The organism is Martinezella tropici (assembly GCF_008370325.1).
Classification (GTDB): Bacteria; Pseudomonadota; Alphaproteobacteria; order Rhizobiales; family Rhizobiaceae; genus Rhizobium; species Rhizobium tropici_B.
In genome coordinates, this window is record NZ_VNIP01000006.1 from 700,832 (window position 1) to 722,759 (window position 21,928).

The 21,928-nt window shown below is 59.8% G+C and carries 20 protein-coding genes; 7 read left to right on the plus strand and 13 right to left on the minus strand.

Annotation, left to right across the window (positions count from 1 at the left end; genetic code table 11):
- Nucleotides 1-28: 28 nt before the first annotated feature.
- On the minus strand, nucleotides 29-1,159 hold the full coding sequence (locus FP026_RS11800; RefSeq protein WP_246665312.1) for a PQQ-dependent sugar dehydrogenase: 1,131 nt from the start codon (nucleotides 1,157-1,159) through the stop codon (nucleotides 29-31).
- 547 nt (nucleotides 1,160-1,706) lie between these two features.
- Here FP026_RS11800 and FP026_RS11805 point away from each other — a divergent pair.
- Nucleotides 1,707-2,909 (plus strand): pyridoxal phosphate-dependent aminotransferase, encoded by a 1,203-nt coding sequence (locus tag FP026_RS11805; protein WP_149634799.1) that lies wholly within the window; start codon nucleotides 1,707-1,709, stop codon nucleotides 2,907-2,909.
- 141 nt (nucleotides 2,910-3,050) lie between these two features.
- Here the strand turns inward: FP026_RS11805 and FP026_RS11810 are convergent, their stop codons facing one another.
- Nucleotides 3,051-4,148: a calcium:proton antiporter gene (locus FP026_RS11810; protein WP_149634800.1), complete on the minus strand. Its 1,098-nt coding sequence runs from the start codon at nucleotides 4,146-4,148 to the stop codon at nucleotides 3,051-3,053.
- A 241-nt stretch (nucleotides 4,149-4,389) separates the two neighbouring features.
- Here FP026_RS11810 and FP026_RS11815 point away from each other — a divergent pair, with 241 nt between their 5' ends.
- Entirely contained in the window at nucleotides 4,390-4,671 is a 282-nt protein-coding gene (locus tag FP026_RS11815; RefSeq protein WP_149634801.1) for a DUF2188 domain-containing protein, read from the plus strand.
- Between the two features lie 87 nt (nucleotides 4,672-4,758).
- Here the strand turns inward: FP026_RS11815 and FP026_RS11820 are convergent, their stop codons facing one another.
- Nucleotides 4,759-5,280: a GrpB family protein gene (locus tag FP026_RS11820; protein WP_432444108.1), complete on the minus strand. Its 522-nt coding sequence runs from the start codon at nucleotides 5,278-5,280 to the stop codon at nucleotides 4,759-4,761.
- The gene (locus FP026_RS11825) at nucleotides 5,277-6,191 is read right to left on the minus strand and encodes a LysR family transcriptional regulator (protein WP_149634802.1); all 915 of its coding nucleotides are present in this window, start codon (nucleotides 6,189-6,191) and stop codon (nucleotides 5,277-5,279) included. The genes FP026_RS11820 and FP026_RS11825 overlap by 4 nt, the downstream gene beginning before the upstream one ends.
- A gap of 92 nt (nucleotides 6,192-6,283) precedes the next feature.
- Between FP026_RS11825 and FP026_RS11830 the strand changes: the two genes are divergently transcribed.
- On the plus strand, nucleotides 6,284-7,261 hold the full coding sequence (locus FP026_RS11830; protein WP_149634803.1) for an SDR family oxidoreductase: 978 nt from the start codon (nucleotides 6,284-6,286) through the stop codon (nucleotides 7,259-7,261).
- 90 nt (nucleotides 7,262-7,351) lie between these two features.
- On the opposite strand, the gene FP026_RS11835 is transcribed toward FP026_RS11830, so the two are convergent.
- The 5 genes from FP026_RS11835 to trxB form a co-directional block, all read right to left on the minus strand.
- The gene (locus tag FP026_RS11835; RefSeq protein WP_149634804.1) at nucleotides 7,352-8,464 is read right to left on the minus strand and encodes an alkene reductase; all 1,113 of its coding nucleotides are present in this window, start codon (nucleotides 8,462-8,464) and stop codon (nucleotides 7,352-7,354) included.
- A 36-nt stretch (nucleotides 8,465-8,500) separates the two neighbouring features.
- On the minus strand, nucleotides 8,501-9,667 hold the full coding sequence (locus tag FP026_RS11840) for an MFS transporter (RefSeq protein WP_149634805.1): 1,167 nt from the start codon (nucleotides 9,665-9,667) through the stop codon (nucleotides 8,501-8,503).
- 2 nt (nucleotides 9,668-9,669) lie between these two features.
- Entirely contained in the window at nucleotides 9,670-9,963 is a 294-nt protein-coding gene (locus tag FP026_RS11845; RefSeq protein ID WP_149634806.1) for an ArsR/SmtB family transcription factor, read from the minus strand.
- Nucleotides 9,964-10,526: 563 nt separating this feature from the next.
- A complete protein-coding gene (locus tag FP026_RS11850; RefSeq protein ID WP_120664536.1) occupies nucleotides 10,527-11,423 on the minus strand; it encodes a LysR family transcriptional regulator VtlR in 897 nt (298 codons plus the stop codon).
- A 23-nt stretch (nucleotides 11,424-11,446) separates the two neighbouring features.
- Entirely contained in the window at nucleotides 11,447-12,421 is a 975-nt protein-coding gene (gene trxB / locus FP026_RS11855; RefSeq protein WP_149634807.1) for a thioredoxin-disulfide reductase, read from the minus strand.
- A gap of 240 nt (nucleotides 12,422-12,661) precedes the next feature.
- Between trxB and FP026_RS11860 the strand changes: the two genes are divergently transcribed.
- The 3 genes from FP026_RS11860 (at nucleotide 12,662) to FP026_RS11870 (ending at nucleotide 15,019) form a co-directional block, all read left to right on the plus strand.
- Nucleotides 12,662-13,129 carry an Lrp/AsnC family transcriptional regulator gene (locus FP026_RS11860; RefSeq protein ID WP_149634808.1) on the plus strand — a complete coding sequence of 156 codons (468 nt, stop codon included), beginning with the start codon at nucleotides 12,662-12,664 and terminating at the stop codon, nucleotides 13,127-13,129.
- A gap of 4 nt (nucleotides 13,130-13,133) precedes the next feature.
- A complete protein-coding gene (locus FP026_RS11865) occupies nucleotides 13,134-14,042 on the plus strand; it encodes a glycosyl transferase (RefSeq protein ID WP_149634809.1) in 909 nt (302 codons plus the stop codon).
- Between the two features lie 62 nt (nucleotides 14,043-14,104).
- Nucleotides 14,105-15,019, plus strand: a complete 915-nt coding sequence (locus FP026_RS11870) for a glycosyltransferase family 92 protein (RefSeq protein ID WP_149634972.1) — start codon at nucleotides 14,105-14,107, stop codon at nucleotides 15,017-15,019.
- Between the two features lie 8 nt (nucleotides 15,020-15,027).
- Here the strand turns inward: FP026_RS11870 and FP026_RS11875 are convergent, their stop codons facing one another.
- The 4 genes from FP026_RS11875 to FP026_RS11890 form a co-directional block, all read right to left on the minus strand.
- Nucleotides 15,028-16,107: a glycosyltransferase family 4 protein gene (locus FP026_RS11875; protein ID WP_149634810.1), complete on the minus strand. Its 1,080-nt coding sequence runs from the start codon at nucleotides 16,105-16,107 to the stop codon at nucleotides 15,028-15,030.
- A gap of 6 nt (nucleotides 16,108-16,113) precedes the next feature.
- On the minus strand, nucleotides 16,114-16,590 hold the full coding sequence (gene greA, locus FP026_RS11880) for a transcription elongation factor GreA (RefSeq protein ID WP_112344089.1): 477 nt from the start codon (nucleotides 16,588-16,590) through the stop codon (nucleotides 16,114-16,116).
- 254 nt (nucleotides 16,591-16,844) lie between these two features.
- Nucleotides 16,845-20,330 (minus strand): carbamoyl-phosphate synthase large subunit, encoded by a 3,486-nt coding sequence (carB, locus tag FP026_RS11885; protein ID WP_149634811.1) that lies wholly within the window; start codon nucleotides 20,328-20,330, stop codon nucleotides 16,845-16,847.
- Between the two features lie 171 nt (nucleotides 20,331-20,501).
- Entirely contained in the window at nucleotides 20,502-21,314 is an 813-nt protein-coding gene (locus FP026_RS11890) for a LytTR family DNA-binding domain-containing protein (RefSeq protein ID WP_149634812.1), read from the minus strand.
- Between the two features lie 86 nt (nucleotides 21,315-21,400).
- On the opposite strand from FP026_RS11890, the gene FP026_RS11895 reads away from it, so the two are divergent.
- A complete protein-coding gene (locus FP026_RS11895) occupies nucleotides 21,401-21,892 on the plus strand; it encodes a DUF2306 domain-containing protein (RefSeq protein ID WP_149634813.1) in 492 nt (163 codons plus the stop codon).
- Nucleotides 21,893-21,928: the final 36 nt, after the last annotated feature.

The following is a 21,928-nucleotide window of genomic DNA, read 5'->3' on the forward strand; positions in this document are numbered from 1 at the left end:
AAAGGCGTTGGAAGCGCAGCGCTTGGAGCTAGCTTGCAGCCCTTGAAACCCTCAGGAGCGCGCCATCCTCTTCATCGGTGGTGATCAACAGGGCGCCGTCGGGGGCGACCGTGATATCGCGCAGGCGGCCGAATTTATCGTCGAACATGCGTTCCCGCTCGGTGATCTTGCCCTTGCCGTCCTGGCTCAGCCGTGACAGCAGCTCGAACTTCAGGGCCGTGACGAGGAAATCGCCGTTCCATTCGGGAAACATCTTGCCGCGATAGACGGCGATGGCGCCGGGTGCGATCGAAGGGTCCCAATAAAAGCGGGGTTGCTCCATGCCGGCCTTTGCGGTGCCGACGCCGATTTTCGTGCCGGAATAATTGACGCCGTAGGAGATGACGGGCCAGCCGTAGTTCTTGCCGGCTTCGGGCGTGTTGATCTCATCGCCGCCCCTGGCGCCGTGTTCGGCCGTATAGAGCCTGTTCGTCTGGCTGTCGAAAGTGATGCCCTGCGGATTGCGATGACCTTTCGACCAGATTTCCGGCAGGGCACGCTTGCCGTCCTTGAACGGATTGTCGGCGGGGATGCTGCCGTCGACATCGATGTGAACGATGGAGCCGGCATCGTCCTGAAAATCCTGGGCGCGATCCTGCTGACCTCGATCGCCAAGGCTGACGAAGAGGCTGCCGTCGCGGGCAATCGCGATGCGCGAACCATACTGGATATTGCCGCGCGACAGCTTGTTCATCAGGAAAATGCGCTTCACATCGGTCAGCTGTTTTTCGTCCTGTGACAGTCGGGCACGAAAGACGGCGGTGCCGCTCCCGCCGTCGCCCGCCACCGAGGCGGTGAAATAGAGAGTGCGGTTGCTGGCGAATTTCGGATCGAGCGCGACATCAAGCAGGCCGCCCTGTCCGCGCGCATAGACCTCGGGCAGGCCTGATAGGGGAGCGGCGATCTTGCCATCGCGGACAAGGCGCATACGGCCTGGGCGCTCGGTCACAAGGTAGGCGCCATCCGGCAGCACTTCGACCGCCCAGGGATGTTCGAGCCCTGTGGCGATCGTTTCGACCTTGACGTCCATCTTCTGCGTCTTGATGGTCTCCGCAGGTTCGGCAAGCGCCGACGTCGCTGTCAGCAGGGCGCAGGCCATCAAGGTGGTCGAAAATCCCATTCTGCCTACTCCCATTCTGGCAGCGCGCATTTGCTGACCTCCCCAATAGGTTCGCTTTTGCAAGGTGGGACCGTTCGGTTGCCGTTCAAGGCTGGTTGCGGAGCGGATAACGTCTTTGTGTTCTCTCTTCCGGCGAGAGGGGCTTTTAGGATCTCTCGATCCCGTCTGCAGGCGGTGGCATTTCCCGTGCAAGGCACATCCGGCTGGCGTCGCGAGAAGTCAATGTTGAGCAAGCATCTGATCCATATTGGAAATTTCCGCCGTCTTCAGAGTTTGATTCAGGCGCTTCGCGTGATGATTCAAGTTCGCACAGCTTGGCGATGCCTGGCCGCTGTCGATGCGGCCCGCGCAAAAAGCGGTACGAGCTCTCTCAATCAGGCTTCTAGCCGGATAAGAAAAGCGTAGGCGCGCGGCCCTGAAAGCCATGAAATAAAGCCACTGTGACGCCTTTGTGCTTGAAACGTCGGCCCATATTCGACATAGAGCTTAGCGCAGAAAACTGGTCCGCAGGCTTTCTGCCATTTTCAACCGAACAGGACCGATCACCATGGCCTTTCTTGCCGACGCTCTTTCCCGTGTAAAGCCTTCTGCCACCATCGCCGTTTCTCAGAAAGCGCGCGAGCTGAAAGCAAAAGGACGCGACGTGATCGGCCTCGGCGCCGGTGAGCCGGATTTTGATACGCCCGATAATATCAAGACGGCCGCCATCGACGCGATCAATCGTGGCGAGACGAAGTACACGCCGGTCGCCGGCATCCCGGAACTGCGTAAGGCGATCGCCGCCAAGTTCAAGCGCGAGAACAATCTGGAATACGCTCCCGAGCAGACCATCGTCGGCACCGGCGGCAAGCAGATCCTGTTCAACGCCTTCATGGCGACGCTGAACCCGGGCGACGAAGTCATCATCCCTACGCCTTACTGGGTTTCCTATCCGGAAATGGTGGCGCTTTGCGGCGGCACGCCGGTTTTCGTTGCGACGACGCAGGCCAACAGTTTCAAGCTGCAGCCCGCCGATCTCGAAAAGGCGATCACGCCGAAGACCAAGTGGTTCATGTTCAACTCGCCGTCCAACCCGTCGGGCGCCGCCTATTCGCATGCCGAACTGAAGGCGCTGACGGATGTGCTGGTCAAGCATCCGCATGTCTGGGTCCTGACCGACGACATGTACGAGCACCTGACCTATGGCGATTTCAAGTTCGCCACGCCGGTCGAAGTCGAGCCGAGCCTCTATGACCGTACGCTGACGATGAACGGCGTCTCGAAAGCCTATGCCATGACCGGCTGGCGTATCGGCTATGCTGCCGGTCCGCTGCAGCTCATCAAGGCGATGGACATGATCCAGGGTCAGCAGACCTCGGGCGCGACCTCGATCGCCCAGTGGGCTGCCGTCGAAGCGCTGAATGGTACGCAGGACTTCATTCCGCGCAACAAGAAGATCTTCGAAGGTCGCCGCGATCTCGTCGTATCGATGCTGAACCAGGCGAAGGGCATTTCCTGCCCGGTTCCGGAAGGCGCCTTCTACGTCTATCCGTCCTGCGCCGGCCTGATCGGCAAGACGGCTCCGACCGGCAAAGTCATCGAGACCGATGAGGACTTCGTATCCGAGCTGCTGGAATCGGAAGGTGTGGCCGTCGTGCACGGTTCGGCTTTCGGCCTCGGCCCGAACTTCCGCATCTCCTACGCGACCTCGGAAGAGCTGCTCGAGGAAGCTTGCCGCCGCATCCAGCGCTTCTGCGCGGCCTGCAAGTAAGCGGCCCATAATCGTTCAAGTGCAAAGCCCGCCAGAAATGGCGGGCTTTTTGCGTTCAGCATGATGGTTTCGGGTTCATCAATTGATTCAAGCGTTTCGCAATATGAATCCGATAATCGGCGCAAGCCATTGAAATCGGAATCAAAGTCCGAGTGCGGTCAGCATGATGAAGGTTGCGAAGAGAATGAAATGGGTCATGCCCTCGATGGCATTGGTTTCGCCATCATTGAGATTGATGGCGGCGGCGATCAGCGTGATCATCACCATGACGGTCTGCCCCGGCGACATGGCCATGATGAAGGGCTGGCCAGTATAGAGCGCAATCGCCTCCATGACAGGCACCGTCAGGATAACAGTCGATAGAGAGGCGCCCATCGCGATATTGACCGTCGCCTGCATGCGATTGCGCAGGGCTGCGCGCAATGCCGTCAGGATTTCCGGAGCCGCCGAAATCGCCGCGACGACGATGGCCGCAATGGCGGGCGGTGCGCCGGTGCCCTTGAGGCCGTTATTCATGAAAGCCGACATGAATTCCGCCAGCAAGCCGATCACTACGACGCCGATCAGGATCGTAACGACCGAGGTGGTCGTAGACTCTTCGTCGTGATCGTCTTCCGCCGCCGCGAGCTTCTTTTCGGTGCGGGGATAGCTGTAGCTGAAGAAATAGCTGTGCTGGCCCACCTGCATGCGCAGGAACAGCGCATAGAGCGCGATCATCGCAACGATGGTGAAGGCCGAGTAGTAGTGCCATTTCGCATCGGGGATGAATTCCGGCACGATCATCGAAATTCCCATGGCCGTCAGGATCATCACGCCATAGGTCCTGCTGGAATCGTCATTGTAGGGCTGTTCGCCATGTTTCAGTCCGCCAAGAAGGGCGGCGAGGCCGAGGATGCCGTTGATATCGAGCATGACGGCGGCATAGATCGTGTCGCGCACCAGCGTCGGCGAGCTTTCCCCGCTCATCATGATGGCGAGGATGATGACTTCGACGGCAACAGCCGACAGGGTGAGGATCATCGTGCCATAGGGGTCGCCGACCTTGACGGCAAGGGTTTCGGCATGATGCGCGACGCGCATGGAGGCCAGCACAATCGTTGCGATCAATGCCCCTGCTGCGATCATCGATGCCGCTTGCCCCATTTCGAGCACGGAATGCTCGCCGACATAGGCAATGACGGCAATTGCCAATGCGATCAACAGCGCTCTTTCCTGCCTTAACCACTTTGCTATGGTCACTTTCTCAACCTTGCCCTAACCTTTGCGCCGATTCACGGTTGCACTCTAAAGCAATGATTTCGCACATCAAGCGCCCAGGCAGGAGCCGAAATTTGCAGTTGGCGCGGTTTAATGGAATACTGCGCGGATAGGTCTGCCCAACCAAAATGCCGCGGCATCCTCGAAACCCGTCTCAGATGCACGCGATCCTGCCGGCAATGTCCGGATTCAGAGGTCTTGGCAGATGAGAAGGAGGGTTTGAATGGTCAAGGTCGTTTACGAAATCGTGCCGCATGACGGTGGATGGGCCTATCGTTTCCGCGATGTTTATTCGGAGGCGTTTCCGACGCATTCCGAAGCTGTGGAGGCCGCGCGGATCGTTGCGGCTGAACAGCAAGTCGGGGGCGACTCGGCTGAAATCAGCTGGCAGGACGAAAGCGGCAAGTGGCATGAAGAATATGCCGATGGCGGCGACCGTCCGGAAACGGAGGTTCTCGACGGCCAGAAGCATTTCCCGCCGGTCGATACGGCGCCTGGTGTCTAGCGCAGTTCAGCGCTTCAGAGATTCGCCAAACCGCCCTGTCTCTTCGCTTGTCCGCAATTCCGGACGGAAAACCGCTGCGCTCTTGTTCTAGGCCTGCCGTTCGCCGACTGCCTTTTCGATGATCGCTTCGACGAAGTGACGCTTCTCGGCGGTATAGCGGTCACCATCGTGCCGGTAGGTTTCGGCGAGCTCCAGCTTCAGTTTCGCATAGGCGGCCGCTTCCGCCTGGTGCCCCCGAAGATAATCCCGAAAGATCATCCTGCGTTCATGCGTCCGGTTGTTTGGCGGGCAAAGATAGACGCGCTCCGGCGGCTTGCCGTCGCGCCGCATGAATGCCCAGACTTCATCGTCATAGCGGTTGCCGCGCGGTTCGTAGCCTTGGTCCAGAAGAATCCGTGTCGCGGCAGGGATGTCGGCGGAGCCGCGCAGGATGATGTCGATATCGATAAGCGGTTTTGCCGCGAGGCCGGGAATGGATGTGCTGCCGATATGCGCGATCGTCACGGCATAGGGTGCCAGCAATCGTTGAAGCCCCTCGCGGATGCGCTCGAAGTCACCCGGCCAGTTCGGGTCATATGGCACCAGTTCCACCGCCGCTCCCATGGTCAAGGCAGCTCCTTCGCGTTGTTGCCCTTGATATAATCCAGCAAACCAGCAACCAGCGCGTCAAATGTCACGCGGCAGCGCGGCGATGTCTTCAGGTTCTCGTGCATGACGATCCAGGTGTCGAGCGACAATTCGATCTCGGGCAACAGGCGCACCAGGTTTGCGTCGCGTCTTGCCAAGGGGATCTGGTAAAAGCCGATGCCGATACCGGCGCGCAAAGCGTTATGCAATGCGATGCTATGGTCGGATCGGAAGCTGAAAGAGATCCCGTCGAGCATCGGATAGCGTTTCTGCATCATTCGTATGTAGGCAGTCTGGCGATCGAAGCCGATCAGCTTGTGCCGGCGTAGGGCCTCGAGGGATTCGGGTTTGCCATGCCGCTCGATATAGCTGCGATGAGCGAAAAGGCCGAGGGTGATGGTGCCGATATGGCGCGCGAGCAACGCCTCCTGCGCCGGCGCGACCATGCGCACGGCAATATCGGCTTCACGTTGCAGCACGTCTTCCACTGCGTCGGAAGCGGACAGCTCGATGATGAGGTCGGGATATTTTGCCTGCAGTTCGGCAAGGATCGCTGGCAACACTTCCGTTCCGATGACTTCGCTGGCGCTGACGCGCACGGTACCGCTGACCTTGTCTTTCGAACCGGAGGCAGCCCGCAGCAAGGCGGCAGCCGTGCTGGCCAGCGTCTCGGCATAGGGTTTCAGAGCGAGGGCGGCATCGGTCGGCAATAGGCCCTGCTGTGAACGCGTGAACAATTCGGCGCCGACCGCCTTTTCCAACGCATCGATATGACGGCCGACCGTCGGCTGTGTCAGGCCGAGATCGCGAGCAGCCGCCGAGAGCGAACCGTGCTGCAGCACGGCAAGGAAGGTGCGATAGAAATCCCAGCTTGGTTCCGATGACGATTCCATACATTTATGTATATCATCTGCATATTTTTCCGCAATTTCGTTTATCGCAATATTTCCACATAGTCAGCCCATCGAAACCGATGGAGATGATCATGAACAATCAGATGAAGCATGGGAAAACGGCCCTGATACTTGGCGCCACCGGCGGCATTGGTGGCGCCGTTGCCGAGGGGCTCGCCGCACGCGGCTGGCACATTCGGGCGCTGAACCGCAATGCAGTCGAGGCATCCCGCCGCCAGCCGGACTTCGACTGGGTTCAAGGCGACGCGATGCAGGCCGAAGATGTCCTGAAGGCTGCGCAAGGCGCCGATGTTATCCTGCACGGGGTCAATCCACCTGGCTATCGCAATTGGGGCAAGCTCGTCCTGCCGATGCTGGACAATACAATTGCAGCGGCCAAGGCAGTCGGTGCGCGGATCGTGCTGCCGGGAACGGTCTATAATTTCGGCCCCGATGTGTTCCCTCATGTCAGCGAGGACAGCGCGCAGCGGCCGAAGACCCGCAAGGGCGCCATTCGCGTTGAAATGGAGCGGCGCCTGAAAGCGGCGGCAGAGCAGGGCGACGCGCCTGTCATCATTGTTCGCGCCGGCGATTTCTTTGGTGGATCTCGTGCCAATAGCTGGTTCTCGCAGGCCATGGTGACACCGGGCAAGCCGGTCAGCTCCATCACCTATCCGGGCAGGGCCGGTCTCGGACATCAATGGGCTTACCTGCCCGATGTCGCCGAGACGATGATCCGGCTGATCGAGAAGGCGGATGAACTGCCTGCTTTCGCGGTTTATCACATGCGGGGCCATTGGGATGGCGATGGCAGGCAGATGATCGATGCCGTGCGGCGTGTGCTCGGGCATGCGGTGAAGGTCAAGGCATTTCCCTGGATAATAGTGCCGCTGGCCGCACCCTTCGTGCCATTCATGCGGGAACTGCGTGAAATGAGCTACCTGTGGAAGGTGCCGCTGCAGATGAGGAATGACAAGCTGCTGGCTGTGCTCGGCGAAGAGCCGCATACACCGATCGACGAGGCTGTCCGGACAAGCCTGGCGTCCATCGGTTGCTTGCAAGCGGCATAAGCGCCGCCCTTCAAGCTCAGATAATGAAAAACCCCCGCAATATGCGTTGCGAGGGTGTTCTATCGATATCAAGACCTGTCAGGAACTGGTTCAAGCAGCTTCTTCAAGCGAGGGATAGTCGTCATAGCCCTTGGCGCCGCCGCCATAGAGTGTTGCCTGGTCCCATTGGGCGAGTGGTGCGTTTTCCTTCAGGCGCCGAACAAGATCCGGGTTGGAGATGAACGGCTTGCCGAAGGCAACGACATCGGCCTTGCCGCTGTCGACGGCTTCGATCGCCATCTCGCGGGTATAGGCATTGTTGACCATCCAGCCAGCCTTGCCGCCCGCGGCCTTATAGGCGGCATGCAGAGCATCGTAATCGAAGGGCAGGAAATCGCGCTTGCCGCCGGTCTGGCCTTCGACGACATGGATGTAGGCGAGGCCGTACTTCGCCAGGCCCTCAATGACATAGGTGAAGAGCTGCTGCGGGGCCGGATCGCTGGCATCGCCCGATGGCGTGACCGGCGAAATGCGGATTGCCGTGCGGCCCGCACCGACTTCCTTGGTGACGGCATCGACCACTTCGAACAGGAATCGGGCACGGTTCTCGATCGAGCCGCCATACTGGTCGGTGCGGTCGTTGACGTTGCCGCGCAGGAACTGGTCGATCAGGTAGCCGTTCGCGCCGTGGATCTCGACGCCGTCGAAACCGGCATCGATCGCGGCACGGGCGGCCTTGCGATAATCTTCGACGATGCCCGGGATTTCCGAGGTTTCGAGCGCACGCGGTTCGGAAACGTCTGTGAAGCCGCCTGTGCCGTCGCCGTTGACCAGATAGGTCTTCGAATTTTCAGCGCGCCTGGAGGTGGACGAGACCGGCTTGCCGCCATCCGGCTGCAGGGTCGTATGGGAGATGCGGCCGACATGCCACATCTGCACGACGATCTTGCCGCCATTGGCATGCACCGCATCCGTCACCTTCTTCCAGCCGTCGAGCGCTTCCTTGCTGTAGAGGCCGGGAACGTTGGCATAGCCTTGACCTTGATGGGTAATTGCCGTTGCCTCGGTGATGATCAGGCCGGCGGTGGCGCGCTGGGCGTAATATTTGACGTTCAGCTCGTTCGGCACGGCATTCGGAGAGCGATTGCGCGTCAGGGGTGCCATGACGATGCGGTTGGCGATGGAGATATCGCCGAGCTTCGTCGGTTCGAACAATTTGGTCATGGGTCGTCCTTTCTATGAGGGGGGAGGAGAAGGGGATCAGGAGGAGGCGAGTGCCTCTTTCCTGGGACGTATGGCAGCAAACGTCAGCAAGACGGTGAGGAAGCCCAGGATTGCCATGGCTGAACCAGCGAGCGGCACTTGCGAAAGCGAAAAGCCGTCATCGATGAGCATTCCGCCGACCCAGGCGCCGAGCGCATTGCCGGTGTTGAAGGCGCCGATGTTGATGGTCGATACGAGGTTCGGGGCATCCTTGCCGAAGTTGACGACATTGATCTGCAGTGCCGGTACAGCGGCAAAAGCTGCTGCGGCCCACAGGAAGAGCGTGATCTCGGCGCCGGCGAGGGAATGAATGGTAACGCTGAAGATCGCCGATGTTGCCGCGATCGCCAAGAAGACACCGGCAAGCGTGGTGCCAAGGCGCCAGTCCGCCAGCTTGCCGCCGATCAGATTGCCGATGGTCAGGCCGACGCCGATCGAGAGCAGCGTCCAGGTTACGGTCTCGGGCGAGACACCGGTGACATCACGCAGCATCGGAGCGATATAGGTGAAAAGGGCGAACATGGCGGCCGAAAAGAAAACGGTCGTCAGCAGCGCCAGCCAGAGGCCGAGGCCACGCAATGCTGCGATTTCGCGGCCAAGGCTGCCCTCGCGGGCCTCCTCGTTCCTAGGCAGCACGGCGACGAGGCCGGCGATGGACGCGACGCCGAGCAGCGTGACGATCCAGAACGGCGCACGCCAGCCGAAAGCCTGGCCGAATGCCGTGCCGAGGGGAACGCCGAGCACGTTGGCGAGCGTCAGGCCGGTGAACATCAAAGCGACGGCGCGGGCCTTGCGGTTTTCCGGCACCAGACTGGCGGCGACGACCGAACCGATGCCGAAGAAGGCACCGTGGCAAAGGGCGGTGACAATGCGGGCGACCATCAGGACCCAATAGTTCGGGGCGATGGCGCAGAGGAGGTTGCCGAGGATGAAGAAGCCCATCAGCACGATCAACGCGGATCGCCGGCGCAAATGGGCTGTCGAGACAGCCATGATCGGCGCACCGATGGCGACGGCCAGCGCATAGCCGGTGACCAGCCAACCGGCTTGCGGAATGGTGACTGTAAGATCCGAGGCCACCTCCGGCAGCAGCCCCATGATGACGAATTCGGTCGTGCCGATGGCAAAGGAGCTGAGCGCGAGAACGAGGAGTGCAAGAGGCATGTTCAGAGTTCCTTCTGCATCGCTTCGAGAAACTCGGCGATGGTTTCTTCGTTGCGCTTATAGAAAATCCATTGGCCGAGGCGCCGCGTCGTCACCAGGCCGGCGCGTTGGAGCGTGCCGAGATGGGCCGAGACGGTGGATTGCGAGAGACCGCAGCGCTCGAACTGGCTGGCGCAGACACCAAGCTCCAGCGGGTGCTCCTGGGTCGGGAAATGGGTCTCCGGATCTTTGAGGTGGTTGAGGATTTCGAGCCTGGCCGGATTGGCCAAGGCCTTCAATATCTCGTTCTTGTCCATGGTGTTTACCAAGCAATATCGAATAATCCCGATTTATGTATCGACAGATTCCGATATATCAAGAGCTGCGCCGAATATTATTTTTGGCAGGGCCGCTGGCGCGCATGCTTAGAAATTGAGCAAAAAAAGAGGGCCGCCGGAGTAAACCAGGGCCCTTATAGGTGTGAAGGTCAAAACCTCCAGAGGGGAACAGCCAATGCGGTGGAACTGGGAGGAAAAGCCACCATGTGCATCAGCTATGTGCGTTATGATGCTAATTTGTGCAGTGCGCAATGCTTTTTTGTGCATGGCAGTTATGCATTTGCAACGGCAGGACCAAAAAGGCAAAAAAAAGGGCCGCCGGAGTAAACCAGGGCCCTATAGGTATGAAGGTCAAAAACCTCCAGAGGGGAACAGCCAATGCGGTGGAACTGGGAGGAAAAGCCACCGTGTGCATCAGCTATGTGCGATATGGTAGTTAAATGGGCAGGCTTCAACTCTATTTTGTGCATATCAGCTATGCATAATACGCGTGGCTGATATATTAGTCATAAAAAGAGTTCGTTATCAGTGACTTACCTTCACTAGAAATTCCAGTTACGAGCCTTCGATACGATAAAATCACGAAAAACCTTGAGCTTAGCCGCGTTTTTCATCTCGTCCGGGTAGCAGAAATATGTATCGAAGGACGGTACGTCCGCATTGATTGCGAGCTGGATAAGGCCCGGATCGCGACCGACGATATAATCAGGCAGAACGGCGATGCCGATGCCGAGCAGGCATGCGCGCTTGATCGACGTTTGGCTGTTGATCTGCAGATGCGGCACGCGCTTGTTGTCGGACGACCGGCCGGCGATCTCCAACCAGTTGACGTCGAGCAGGTAGTTCGGTGCCGGCTCGCCGAAGCTGATGATGCGATGCTCGTCCAGAGCCTCCACCGACTGCGGCTCGCCGTAGCGGTTGATGTAGGAGGGGGCTGCATAGACGTGCATGTGGACGGTGAAGAGCTTGCGTTGGATCAAATCCGATTGCTGGGGCTGGCGCAGCCGGATGGCGCAATCCGCATGGCGCATGTTTACGTCCAGCTCCTCATTGTCGAGGATGAGCTGGATCGACATGTCGGGATAAAGCTGCAGGAATTCCTGGATCTTGTCGGTGAGCCAGCCCTGGCCGAGGCCGACGGTCGTCGTCACGCGCAGCTTGCCGCTCGGCTTGTCAGTCGTCTCGGTCAATTGCATCTTGACCGTCTCGAGCTTCAAGAGAACGTCGTGAGCCGTGCGATAAAGCAGCTCGCCTTGTTCAGTCAGGATCAGGCCGCGCGCATGGCGGTGGAAAAGCTTGATGCCGACGTCCTGCTCGAGCGCACTGACCTGCCGGCTGATCGCGGACTGGGACAAATGCAACTTGTCGGCCGCGTGCGTGAACGAACCCGCTTCGGCAGCCGCGTGAAAGATACGCAGCTTGTCCCAATCCAATGGCATGCCGTTTCCCCTCATCGGCTGCATCACTCCGCAGCCACGGCGACGGGCATGTGCCCGGTCAAGTAGCGTTCCGCCTCAAGCGCCGCCATGCAGCCCATCCCCGCTGCCGTGATCGCCTGCCGGAACGTATCGTCGGTCACGTCACCGGCGGCATAGATGCCTTCGACGCTGGTCGCGGTCGAATCCGGAGCGGTCCAGAGATAACCATTATCCTTGAGCTTCAATTTGCCCTTGAAGAGTTCTGTCGCCGGTGCATGGCCGATGGCGACGAAGACGCCGTCGATCGGCGTTTCGGTGATCGCGCCGGTGCGGATATCGCGCAGGCGCGCACCCGTGACGGACGGCGGCATCGGCGGCTTGGCCGGGGTTCCGGTGATCTCGGCAACCTCGGTATTCCAGAGAACCTTGACGTTTGCCTTGGCGAACAGGCGCTCCTGCAGGATTTTTTCCGCGCGGAAGGAATCGCGGCGATGCACGAGCGTCACCGACTTGGCGATATTGGAGAGATAGAGCGCTTCCTCGACGGCGCTGTTGCCGCCGCCGACCACGATCACGTCCTTGTTGCGGTAGAAGAAACCGTCGCAGGTGGCGCAAGCGGAAACGCCGAAGCCCTGGAAATGCTGCTCGCTCTCGATTCCCAGCCACTTTGCCTTGGCGCCGGTGGCGATGATGAGGGTATCGGCGGTCCAGACCTGGCCGCTATCGGTGCGGGCGACGAAAGGACGCTGGCTGGTGTCGACTTCGGTCACGAGGTCGTTGACGATCTCGGCGCCGACATGCTGGGCCTGCAAGAGCATCTGTTCCATCAGCCACGGACCCTGGATCGGATCGGCAAAGCCCGGATAGTTCTCGACATCCGTCGTGATCATCAACTGGCCACCCTGTTCCAGACCGGCAATCAGAACCGGCTGCAGCATCGCGCGCGCGGCATAAACCGCGGCGGTATAGCCGGCGGGGCCGGAGCCGATGATGAGCACCTTCGTGTGACGGGCAGGCATAGTCAGTCCTTTCAATTTCAGCGATCGGGAAACCGCGGCTTCAAACGTTCCAAAGCAGGCGATTTCACGGTCCGCCGCTTCATTTATGATTGCCTTATGCATTTATTCAAGGGCAGCCTTGCATTACACACAGAGCAAATGGATTTAGTGTAAGAATCGGTTACGCAAGAGAAACTTTCTTGCGTATTTTCCTGCCTTATATAGAAGCTGGCGAAGGGGAATTAAAGAAAGGCAATAAAAGTGCTTCGCGCTGAACTCGATGCCATTGATATCAAGATTCTGCGGGAACTGCAGCGAGACGGACGGATGACCAATGTCGAGTTGGCAGACCGTGTCGGCATTTCTGCGCCACCATGCCTGCGGCGGGTGCGCAAGCTGGAAGAAGCCGGCGTCATCGAAGGCTATCATGCCATGCTGAACAGCCCGAAACTAGGCTTCGATCTCGTGGCTTTCTGCATGGTCGGCCTCAAGCATCAATCGGAGGCCAATCTCAAGGCTTTCGCCACTGCGACGGCCGCCTGGCCGCTGGTGCGGCAGGCGTGGATGGTTTCCGGCGACAGCGATTTTCTTCTCCACTGCGTTGCCGAAAATCTCACCCGCTTCCAGGACTTCGTCATCGAAGTTCTAACCGCGAACGAACATGTCGATACCGTGCGCACCATGCTGACGATCCGGCAGGTCAAGAAGCTCGGCCTGGTGGAGCTCTAGGCGGATGGCGGATCGCCCTTGGCACCGGTCGCTGATCAAGTCCGGCGTGCGCCTTTTCCTGGGCGGTTCGCTGGCGCATGTGCAGGACTGGTTTCCAGGGCTCAGCATCGTGCGCAGCCAAAGCGTCAGCGAGGTGCATTATCGCGGAGCGAAAGTCGCAAGCCTTGCCGGCATGGATCGGCTGCGCGAACGTTGTGGCAATGCAATCTATATTGTCGGCTCCGGTCCATCCATTCGTGGTTGCGACCTAAGCGGCCTGGAAGCCAGAAGTGCCATTCTTCTGAACGGCGCTATAGGGCTGACCGGCGAACCGATCGCCGAGCCTTTGGCGATTGCGGTCGAGGATGAGCGCTTCGTCTGGCGACACATCGATCTATTGCGCGAGAAGGTCGCTCCAGGTTCGCTCTGTCTGTTTTCCGTCGCGGTGCTGCGTGCGCTTTGCGAGATCGACAAGAGCTGGCTGGCGGACAAGACCATCATCCTGATCGACGATATCCGCAAACCCTACGGCGCCCGTCGCCGTTCGCTCGACGACCTCAAGAAGCTGCAATATGTGCAGCTGAATGCCGAGGGTTCGGCAGGCTTTTCACTCTCGCCGGATCGCGGCGTTTTTCTGGGTGGGTCGGTCGCGGTATCCGCCCTGCAATTCGCTCTTTACTGCGCACAGCATCAGGTCGGTTTTCTGGGGATCGATATTTCCAACGCGGGTGAGCCGCGCTTTTATGAGACCGTCGGCGATATGGCTTTTTCGGGCATTGCGCGGGCTGAAGGCCGCATCATCGAGCATCTCGTGCTCGCACGGCAGATCGCCGCCGAGCGCGGTGTCTCTTTCGTCAACTATTCTCCCATTTCCGCATTGCTGAAATATGATTTCGGTTACAACGACCGGTTCGCCATGAAATCGACGGTGTGACGCTTGCCGAAGATGACGACGCCCATGCGTGGATTGAAAATAAGGTTGCTGGAATGAAGCTCATGCGCTGGCTGAAACCCAAAGCGTCCGATGCCAAGAAGCTGACCATCGATCCGCCCGAGGCGAAGGCCGGACGCCATGGCATCGCCATCGCCGCCTGTGTCAAGAACGAGGCGCGCTATATCGAGGAATGGGTGCGCTTCCACCGGGCGGTTGGTATTCGTCATTTCTATATCTATGACAACGGCTCCACGGACGAGACCTGCACATTTCTTCGAAGCTTGTTGAATGAAGATGCGCTGACGATCATCCCCTGGGCCGGGCGGATGCGCGATGGGGCAACATCGGCCGTGCTGAACGGCCAGGTCATCACCTTTGCGCACGCCATCCTGAATTTTGGCGGCGACTACCGCTGGATGGCATTCATCGATGTCGACGAATTCCTTTTGCCGAAGGATGCGGCGACCGTCGAGCAGGCGCTGGAAGCGGTCGGCGATTTTCCGAATGTCTCGTTGCCATGGCACATGTTTGCGACCAGCGGCCATGAGACGCCGCCGGATGGGCCTTTGACGCTGAATTATACGATGCGCGGCGCCGATCCGATGACATCAAAGGAAAATGTCAGCAATTTCAAATGTATCGTCGATCCATGCGAGGTGACCGAAGTCAGCGTGCATCAGTTCCGGACGCGGGCCTATGGCGATCTGACGGCCAATGACGCCGGCAAGCGCTTTACGCGGCGGGCTCGGAAGTCCCCCGAATTCTATTCGAACCGCTTCCTGCAGCTCAACCACTATTATACGAAATCCCGACAGGAGCTGATGGAGAAGCTCGCGCGCGGATGGGCCTACGATAGCAGCGCAACGAAATACCGGGACAAGGTCTTGTCGGTCGTCAAAAGCATTGAGGAAGACATGGTGGACGATCGTTCGATGGTCGATTTCATCCAGCGCAACCGAATCGATCTCGGTCGCTGATCGAGCGCTCACTTGTTGGCGACGAGTAGCCGCTTGTAGACGTCGCCGATGGCGGTGGCTTCCTTTTCCAGTGCGAATTCGCTACGCACATGGCGCACGGCATTCTCGCCCTGGCGCAGCGTTTCCTCCGGATCTGCCAGATAGAAGGCGATCGCTCTGGTCAGAGCCTCGCCATCGCCGGCCGGCACGACGGCACCGGTCTCACCCGGGACGACCATCTCGGCATAGGCGCCGGCATCGGATGCGACGACGGCAGTGCGGGAGGCCATGGCTTCCAGCGGCGTCAGGCCGAAGCCTTCGTTGCGGGACGGGGCGACATAGAGAGTGGCGCGGCGATACCAGGGCTTGATGTCGTCGACCTCGCCCATGAAGCGGATGCGGTCGGAAAGGCCGGCGTCGGCCACCATCTTCTCCAGCTCGTCGCCGAAGCCGCGATGCTCGGCCGTCACGCGACCGCAGACCACGGCCGTCCAGCCCGGATAGCGCGGCAGCAGCTCGATCATCGCCTTGACGAAAAGATCGGTGCCCTTCTGATGGCGGACGCGGCCGAAACAGCCGATCAGATAGGTGCCGGGCAGGCCGGTTGCCGCCATGCGGTCATCGGGTCTTTCCGGTGGATGAAAGCGGTTGAGATCGACGCCGTGCTGAATGACGGTGTGCGGTACCTCGAGAAAATTGCCGGAGCGCGTGCTGGTGGCGATCACGGCATCCATGCGGCGGATGAGCCAGCGCGTATAGCCGGTATGGCGGCGCTGGGCGGCCGAAGTAAAGACCAGCTTCAGAGGCATGCGCAGCACGGAGCGCAGCAGCAAGCCCACCAGCATTTCGTTGTTGCGGCGGGCATGCCAGACGCGCACGCGGCAACGGCGTGGCCTGCTCCATAGCCCCGGAAGTCGAAGCCAGCCGAGCTTGGGCAGCTCTTCCGGCAGGCCCGGGCCGAGCGTGGCGATATGATAGCCAAGCTCGACCTGTTTGGGGATCAGCTGCACGATCGTCGAGGTCACGCCGGAAAGCCGGCGTTTGAAATTCGTTGCGATGATTTCGATCTCGCTGAGATCGCTGGCATGCGCTGACTCGCGATCGCGCACGGGCGATCAGCCCCAGGTGACGGAGAGGATTTCGTAGCCCTTGGCGCCGCCGGGCGCGTTGACTTCGATCGAGTCGCCGACTTCCTTGCCGATCAAGGCGCGGGCGATCGGGGAAGAGATGGAGATGCGGCCGGCCTTCACGTCGGCTTCCTGATCGCCGACGATCTGATAGATCTTTTCTTCCTCGGTGTCCTCGTCGATGAGCTTCACCTTGGCGCCGAACTTGATCTTCGAGCCGGACATTTTGGTAAGATCGATGACTTCGGCGCGTGCCGTCAGGTCTTCGAGTTCGGTGATGCGGCCTTCATTGTGGCTCTGGGCCTCCTTGGCCGCATGGTACTCGGCATTTTCGGAGAGATCGCCATGGGCGCGTGCTTCCGCAATTGCCTCGATGATCCGCGGGCGCTCTTCCTGCTGACGCCAGCGCAGCTCTTCCTGCAGCTTGACGAACCCGTTCTGTGTCATCGGTACCTTTTCAACCATTTTTCTTGTCCTTCACTCCCTGTGTTGCTCTGCTGCAGACACAAAAGAAAACAGGTCCCGAAGCGGTACTTCGGAACCATTCAGAGCCGTTATTTTGTCATCTATAGCAGATTGCGACAGACGATTGCCAGAAAATTCGAAGACTTAAGGAAAGGCTCCTGTTGAGGCTCTTTGTCCGCCTGATCGCCTGATGGGGCCGCGACAAATGTGAGCCGGCTATCCTGCTTCACACCCGTCGCAGCCGAATCACACCATCAGAAATAGCTCTGCAGCGGCTGGACTTCGAGGTTTCCGGCCTTCAGTGCCTTGATCGCCATGGCAGCGGCTTCGGCGCCGGCCATGGTGGTGTAATAGGGCACCTTCTGCATCAGCGTCGCGCGGCGGAGCGACTTCGAATCCGAGATCGCCTTGTTGCTGTCGGTCGTATTGATGACGAGCTGGACCTGGCGGTTGCGGATGGCGTCCTCGATATGTGGACGGCCTTCCAGCACCTTGTTGATCTTCGTGGCTTCGATGCCGTTTTCAGCCAGGTAACGCTGGGTGCCGCCGGTTGCGAGCACCTTGAAGCCTAATTCAGTCAACATGCGGATAGCGGGCAGCACGCGGGGCTTATCGTCGTCGCGAACCGAGACGAAGACCGTTCCGTCACGCGGCAGTTCGACGCCGGCGCCGAGCTGCGATTTGGCGAAGGCCAGCGCGAAATCCGTGTCGAGGCCGATTACTTCGCCCGTGGAGCGCATTTCCGGCCCAAGCAGGATGTCGACACCAGGGAAGCGGGCGAAGGGGAAGACCGCTTCCTTGACGGCGATGTGCTTCAGCTTGCGCGGATCGGGCTTTTCGCCGTAGGCCGCGAAGGTCGCGTCCAGCTTTTCGCCGGCCATGACGCGGGCCGCGATCTTGGCGATCGGCGCGCCGATGGTCTTGGCGACGAAGGGCACCGTACGCGAGGCGCGCGGATTGACTTCGAGCACGTAGACCGTGTCGTCCTTGATGGCGAACTGGACGTTCATCAGGCCGCCGACGTTCAAGGCCTTGGCCATGGCCTTTGCCTGGCGTTCCAGCTCGTCGATCATGGCAGGTGACAGCGTGCGCGGTGGCAGCGAGCAGGCGGAATCGCCGGAATGGATACCGGCTTCCTCGATATGCTCCATGATGCCGGCGACGTAGACGTCGGTGCCGTCGGACAGGCAGTCGACGTCGACTTCGATGGCGTTGGTGAGATAGCTGTCGAACAGCAGCGGGTTCTTGCCGAGCAGCGTGTTGATCTGGCCGGTCTTGTCGTTGGGATAGCGCTGCTTAATGTCTTCCGGCACCAGTTCCGGCACCGTATCAAGCAGATAGCCTTGGAGCTGGCCTTCCGAATGGATGATCTGCATGGCGCGGCCGCCCAAGACGTAGGATGGGCGCACCACCAGTGGGAAGCCGATTTCGCCGGCAACGAGGCGAGCCTGCTCGACCGAGTAGGCGATGCCGTTGTTCGGCTGGTTGAGATCAAGCTTCATCAAGAGCTTCTGGAAGCGGTCGCGGTCTTCGGCAAGGTCGATCGCATCCGGAGCCGTGCCGAGGATCGGGATGCCATTCTTTTCCAGCGCTTCGGCGAGCTTCAGAGGGGTCTGGCCGCCGAACTGCACGATGACGCCGACCACTTCGCCCTTTTCCTGCTCCGCCCTGAGGATTTCGATTACGTCTTCCGCCGTCAGCGGCTCGAAATAGAGCCGGTCGGAGGTGTCGTAGTCGGTCGAAACCGTTTCCGGGTTGCAGTTGATCATGATCGCTTCGTAGCCTGCATCCTTCAGGGCGAAGGCTGCATGGCAGCAGCAATAGTCGAATTCGATACCCTGGCCGATGCGGTTCGGACCGCCGCCGAGGATGACGACCTTCTTGCGATCGGAAACCTCAGCTTCGGAACGGGCGGCGCCGACGAATGGCATTTCATAGGTCGAGTACATGTAGGCGGTCGGCGAGGCGAATTCGGCCGCGCAGGTGTCGATGCGCTTGAAGACCGGGCGCACATTCAACCGGTTGCGCAGTTCCGCCACTTCCTTCGGCCGTTTGTCGGTCAAGGTTGCAAGGCGCGCGTCGGAGAAGCCCATGGCCTTCAGCATGCGCAGATTGGCGGCATCCTCGGGCAGACCGTGCTCGCGGATGCGAGCCTCCATATCGACGATGTTCTTCAGCTGCTCGAGGAACCACGGGTCGATCTTGCAGCCTTCATGCACTTCTTCGATGCTCAATCCGGAGCGCAGCGCCTGAGCGACCATGCGCAGGCGGTCCGGCGTCGGCGTGCCGATGGCGGCGCGAATGGCGTTGCGGCTGCCTTCGCCTTCCTCGGTGCCGGGGATTTCAATTTCATCGAGGCCGGTCAGGCCGGTTTCCAGGCCGCGAAGCGCCTTCTGCAGCGATTCCGCGAAGGTGCGGCCGATCGCCATGACTTCGCCGACCGACTTCATCGCCGTGGTCAGAACCGGAGAGGCGCCAGGGAACTTCTCGAAGGCAAAGCGCGGGATCTTGGTGACGACGTAGTCGATCGACGGCTCGAAGGAGGCGGGCGTCGCACCGCCGGTAATGTCGTTCTCGAGCTCGTCCAGCGTATAGCCGATGGCGAGCTTGGCAGCGATCTTGGCAATCGGGAAGCCCGTGGCCTTCGAGGCGAGCGCGGAGGAGCGCGACACGCGCGGGTTCATTTCGATGACGACAAGGCGGCCGTCCTTTGGGTTGACGGCGAACTGCACGTTCGAGCCGCCAGTCTCGACGCCGATCTCGCGCAGGACCGCGATCGAGGCGTTGCGCATGATCTGGTATTCCTTGTCCGTCAGCGTCAGCGCCGGAGCGACGGTGATCGAATCGCCGGTGTGGACGCCCATCGGGTCGATGTTTTCGATCGAGCAGATGATAATGCAGTTATCCGCCTTGTCGCGGACGACTTCCATCTCGAATTCCTTCCAGCCGAGGACCGATTCTTCGATCAGCACTTCCGTGGTCGGCGAGGCGTCGAGGCCGCCGCCGACGATCTCGAAGAATTCAGAGCGGTTATAGGCGATGCCGCCGCCGGTGCCGCCGAGCGTGAAGGAGGGACGGATGATGGCGGGCAGGCCGACATGGTCGAGCGCCTGGGCGGCGATTGCCATGGCATGGCTCATGTAACGCTGCTTGCGGTCGCTCTCGCCGAGGTTCCACTGGTTTTCAAGTTCGTCGAGCGCCTTGTCGAGCTCGGCACCTGCGAGCGATGCCTTCAGCTTGCTGCGCTCGGCCTCGTGCGTCTTGCGGTCAGCGTCCTTGATGTCGGTGGCGTTTGCCAGCATGGAGCGCGGTGTTTCCAGCCCGATGCGAGCCATGGCTTCGCGGAAGAGGGCGCGGTCTTCGGCCATGTCGATCGCGGCGGGCTTGGCGCCGATCATCTCGACATTGTAACGGTCGAGCACGCCCATGCGCTTCAGCGAAAGGGCGGTGTTGAGTGCCGTCTGGCCGCCCATGGTCGGCAGCAGCGCGTCCGGGCGCTCCTTGGCGATGATCTTGGCGACGACCTCAGGCGTGATCGGCTCGACATAGGTCGCGTCCGCCAGGCCCGGATCGGTCATGATCGTTGCCGGGTTGGAGTTGACGAGGATGACGCGGTAGCCTTCCTCCTTCAGCGCCTTACAGGCCTGCGTGCCCGAATAGTCGAATTCGCAAGCCTGTCCGATAACGATCGGTCCTGCACCGATAATGAGGATCGATTTGATATCTTGACGCTTCGGCATGGGCTCTCATCCGTTTTTTCGTTGCGCGAAAAACCGGCCAGGGTGGGAGGTCACCGGCCGGGGCGCATGGGCAAATATTTTCAGGCTAGAAGCGGCTTATAGGCAAATGTATTTGCAAACGGAACCCCATAAATCGCGGAATCGACATGAATTCTGCAGGCTTTGCCGCCATTAACCGAAGCGATGCCGGACAGCTTCGGCATAGGAGCGGCTGACAGGCACCTCCACACCGTCGCGGGCGATGACGAAAAGCTTGCCGTTGTCGCGTTTCAGGCGAGCGACATGATCGGTCGCGATCCAATGAGATCGATGCACGCGTACGCCGTCGATATTGCCGATTTCCATAAGAGCATCGCCGAAGCGCAGCAGGATGAGCTCACGACCGCGTGTCGTCATGACTTCGGTATAGTGGTCGCGCACGGTGAGCCTGATCAGCGCTCCACGATTTTCCGGTTTCAGGCGTGAGAGAATCGGCGGTTGGGAGGCTGTGGCCATCGGGGCGGACGAGGCTTTCGTTTCCGCAACGTTAGAGCCTGCGGCTGCCATCGCTAACTGCCGATGCATGGTCATATAGGAGAGGATGCAGAAGAGGGCGCAGAGGGGTATGGAGCCAAGGGATTTGCCGAGGCTGCCGATCACGCTGGGCGCATCTCCGAAGAAGGCGAGGTCGATAAGCGTGATGCCGAAGCCTATCGGCAATGCGGCAAGGATGGATCCAATCAGCATCCGGGCGAACATGTTCGATACATGCCTGCGCAGGAGGATTTCGGTGGCCACGGAGAAGACGATCGCGATCGACCAGGCCATGGCGTGAAGAACAAACCAATAGCCGAGCCGGGCTCCAGGCATCAGTCGGGCAAAGGTGCCATAAGGGCCGGTGAGAGCAAAGATCAGGACGATCGTGACAAAGGTCGCCCAGAAACGCGGTGAACGCTGAATGATCCGCAATTCGCGAAGCGTGGATTGCAGAAAGGTGTGATCCACGAAGATTTTCCGTTCTTTCGCGCAATTTCGATTGAGAGAACAGCACTATCGCGGAAAGGCTCGGCAAACTCAACCGGATACAGATGATGACTCTCGAGCCGCTTCTCGATGCCCCGATCGCGATCCAGATCCATGTCGCGGCCGTCATTCCCGCCGCCTTGCTCGGCACCTATCTTCTTGTCAGGCCGAAGGGGACGCCGAGGCACCGTCTGCTCGGCAAGATATGGCTGGCCTTGATGGTGATCACGGCGCTATCAAGCTTCTTTATTCACCAGATCAATATGTTTTACGGCTTCAGCCCCATTCACCTGATTTCGACATACGTTCTGTTCGGTTGCTGGGGTGCCATCGTCAATGCCCGCAAACACAATATCGAGGTTCATAAGCGCATCGTGAGAGGCCTTTATTTCGGCGGTATTGTCGGCGCGGGCGCGTTTACGCTCATTCCAGGCCGCATCATGGACAAGGTAGCCTTCGATGGCGACGAAATTACCCCGCTCCTGGTCGCGGCGGGCATAGGCTTCGCGCTTTTATGGCTGATGTCGAAAGAAATATGGCGCCGTCGCCGTTTAAGCTGATCTTCTGTCGATAGCCAACTGGCTTTGTTACACTTC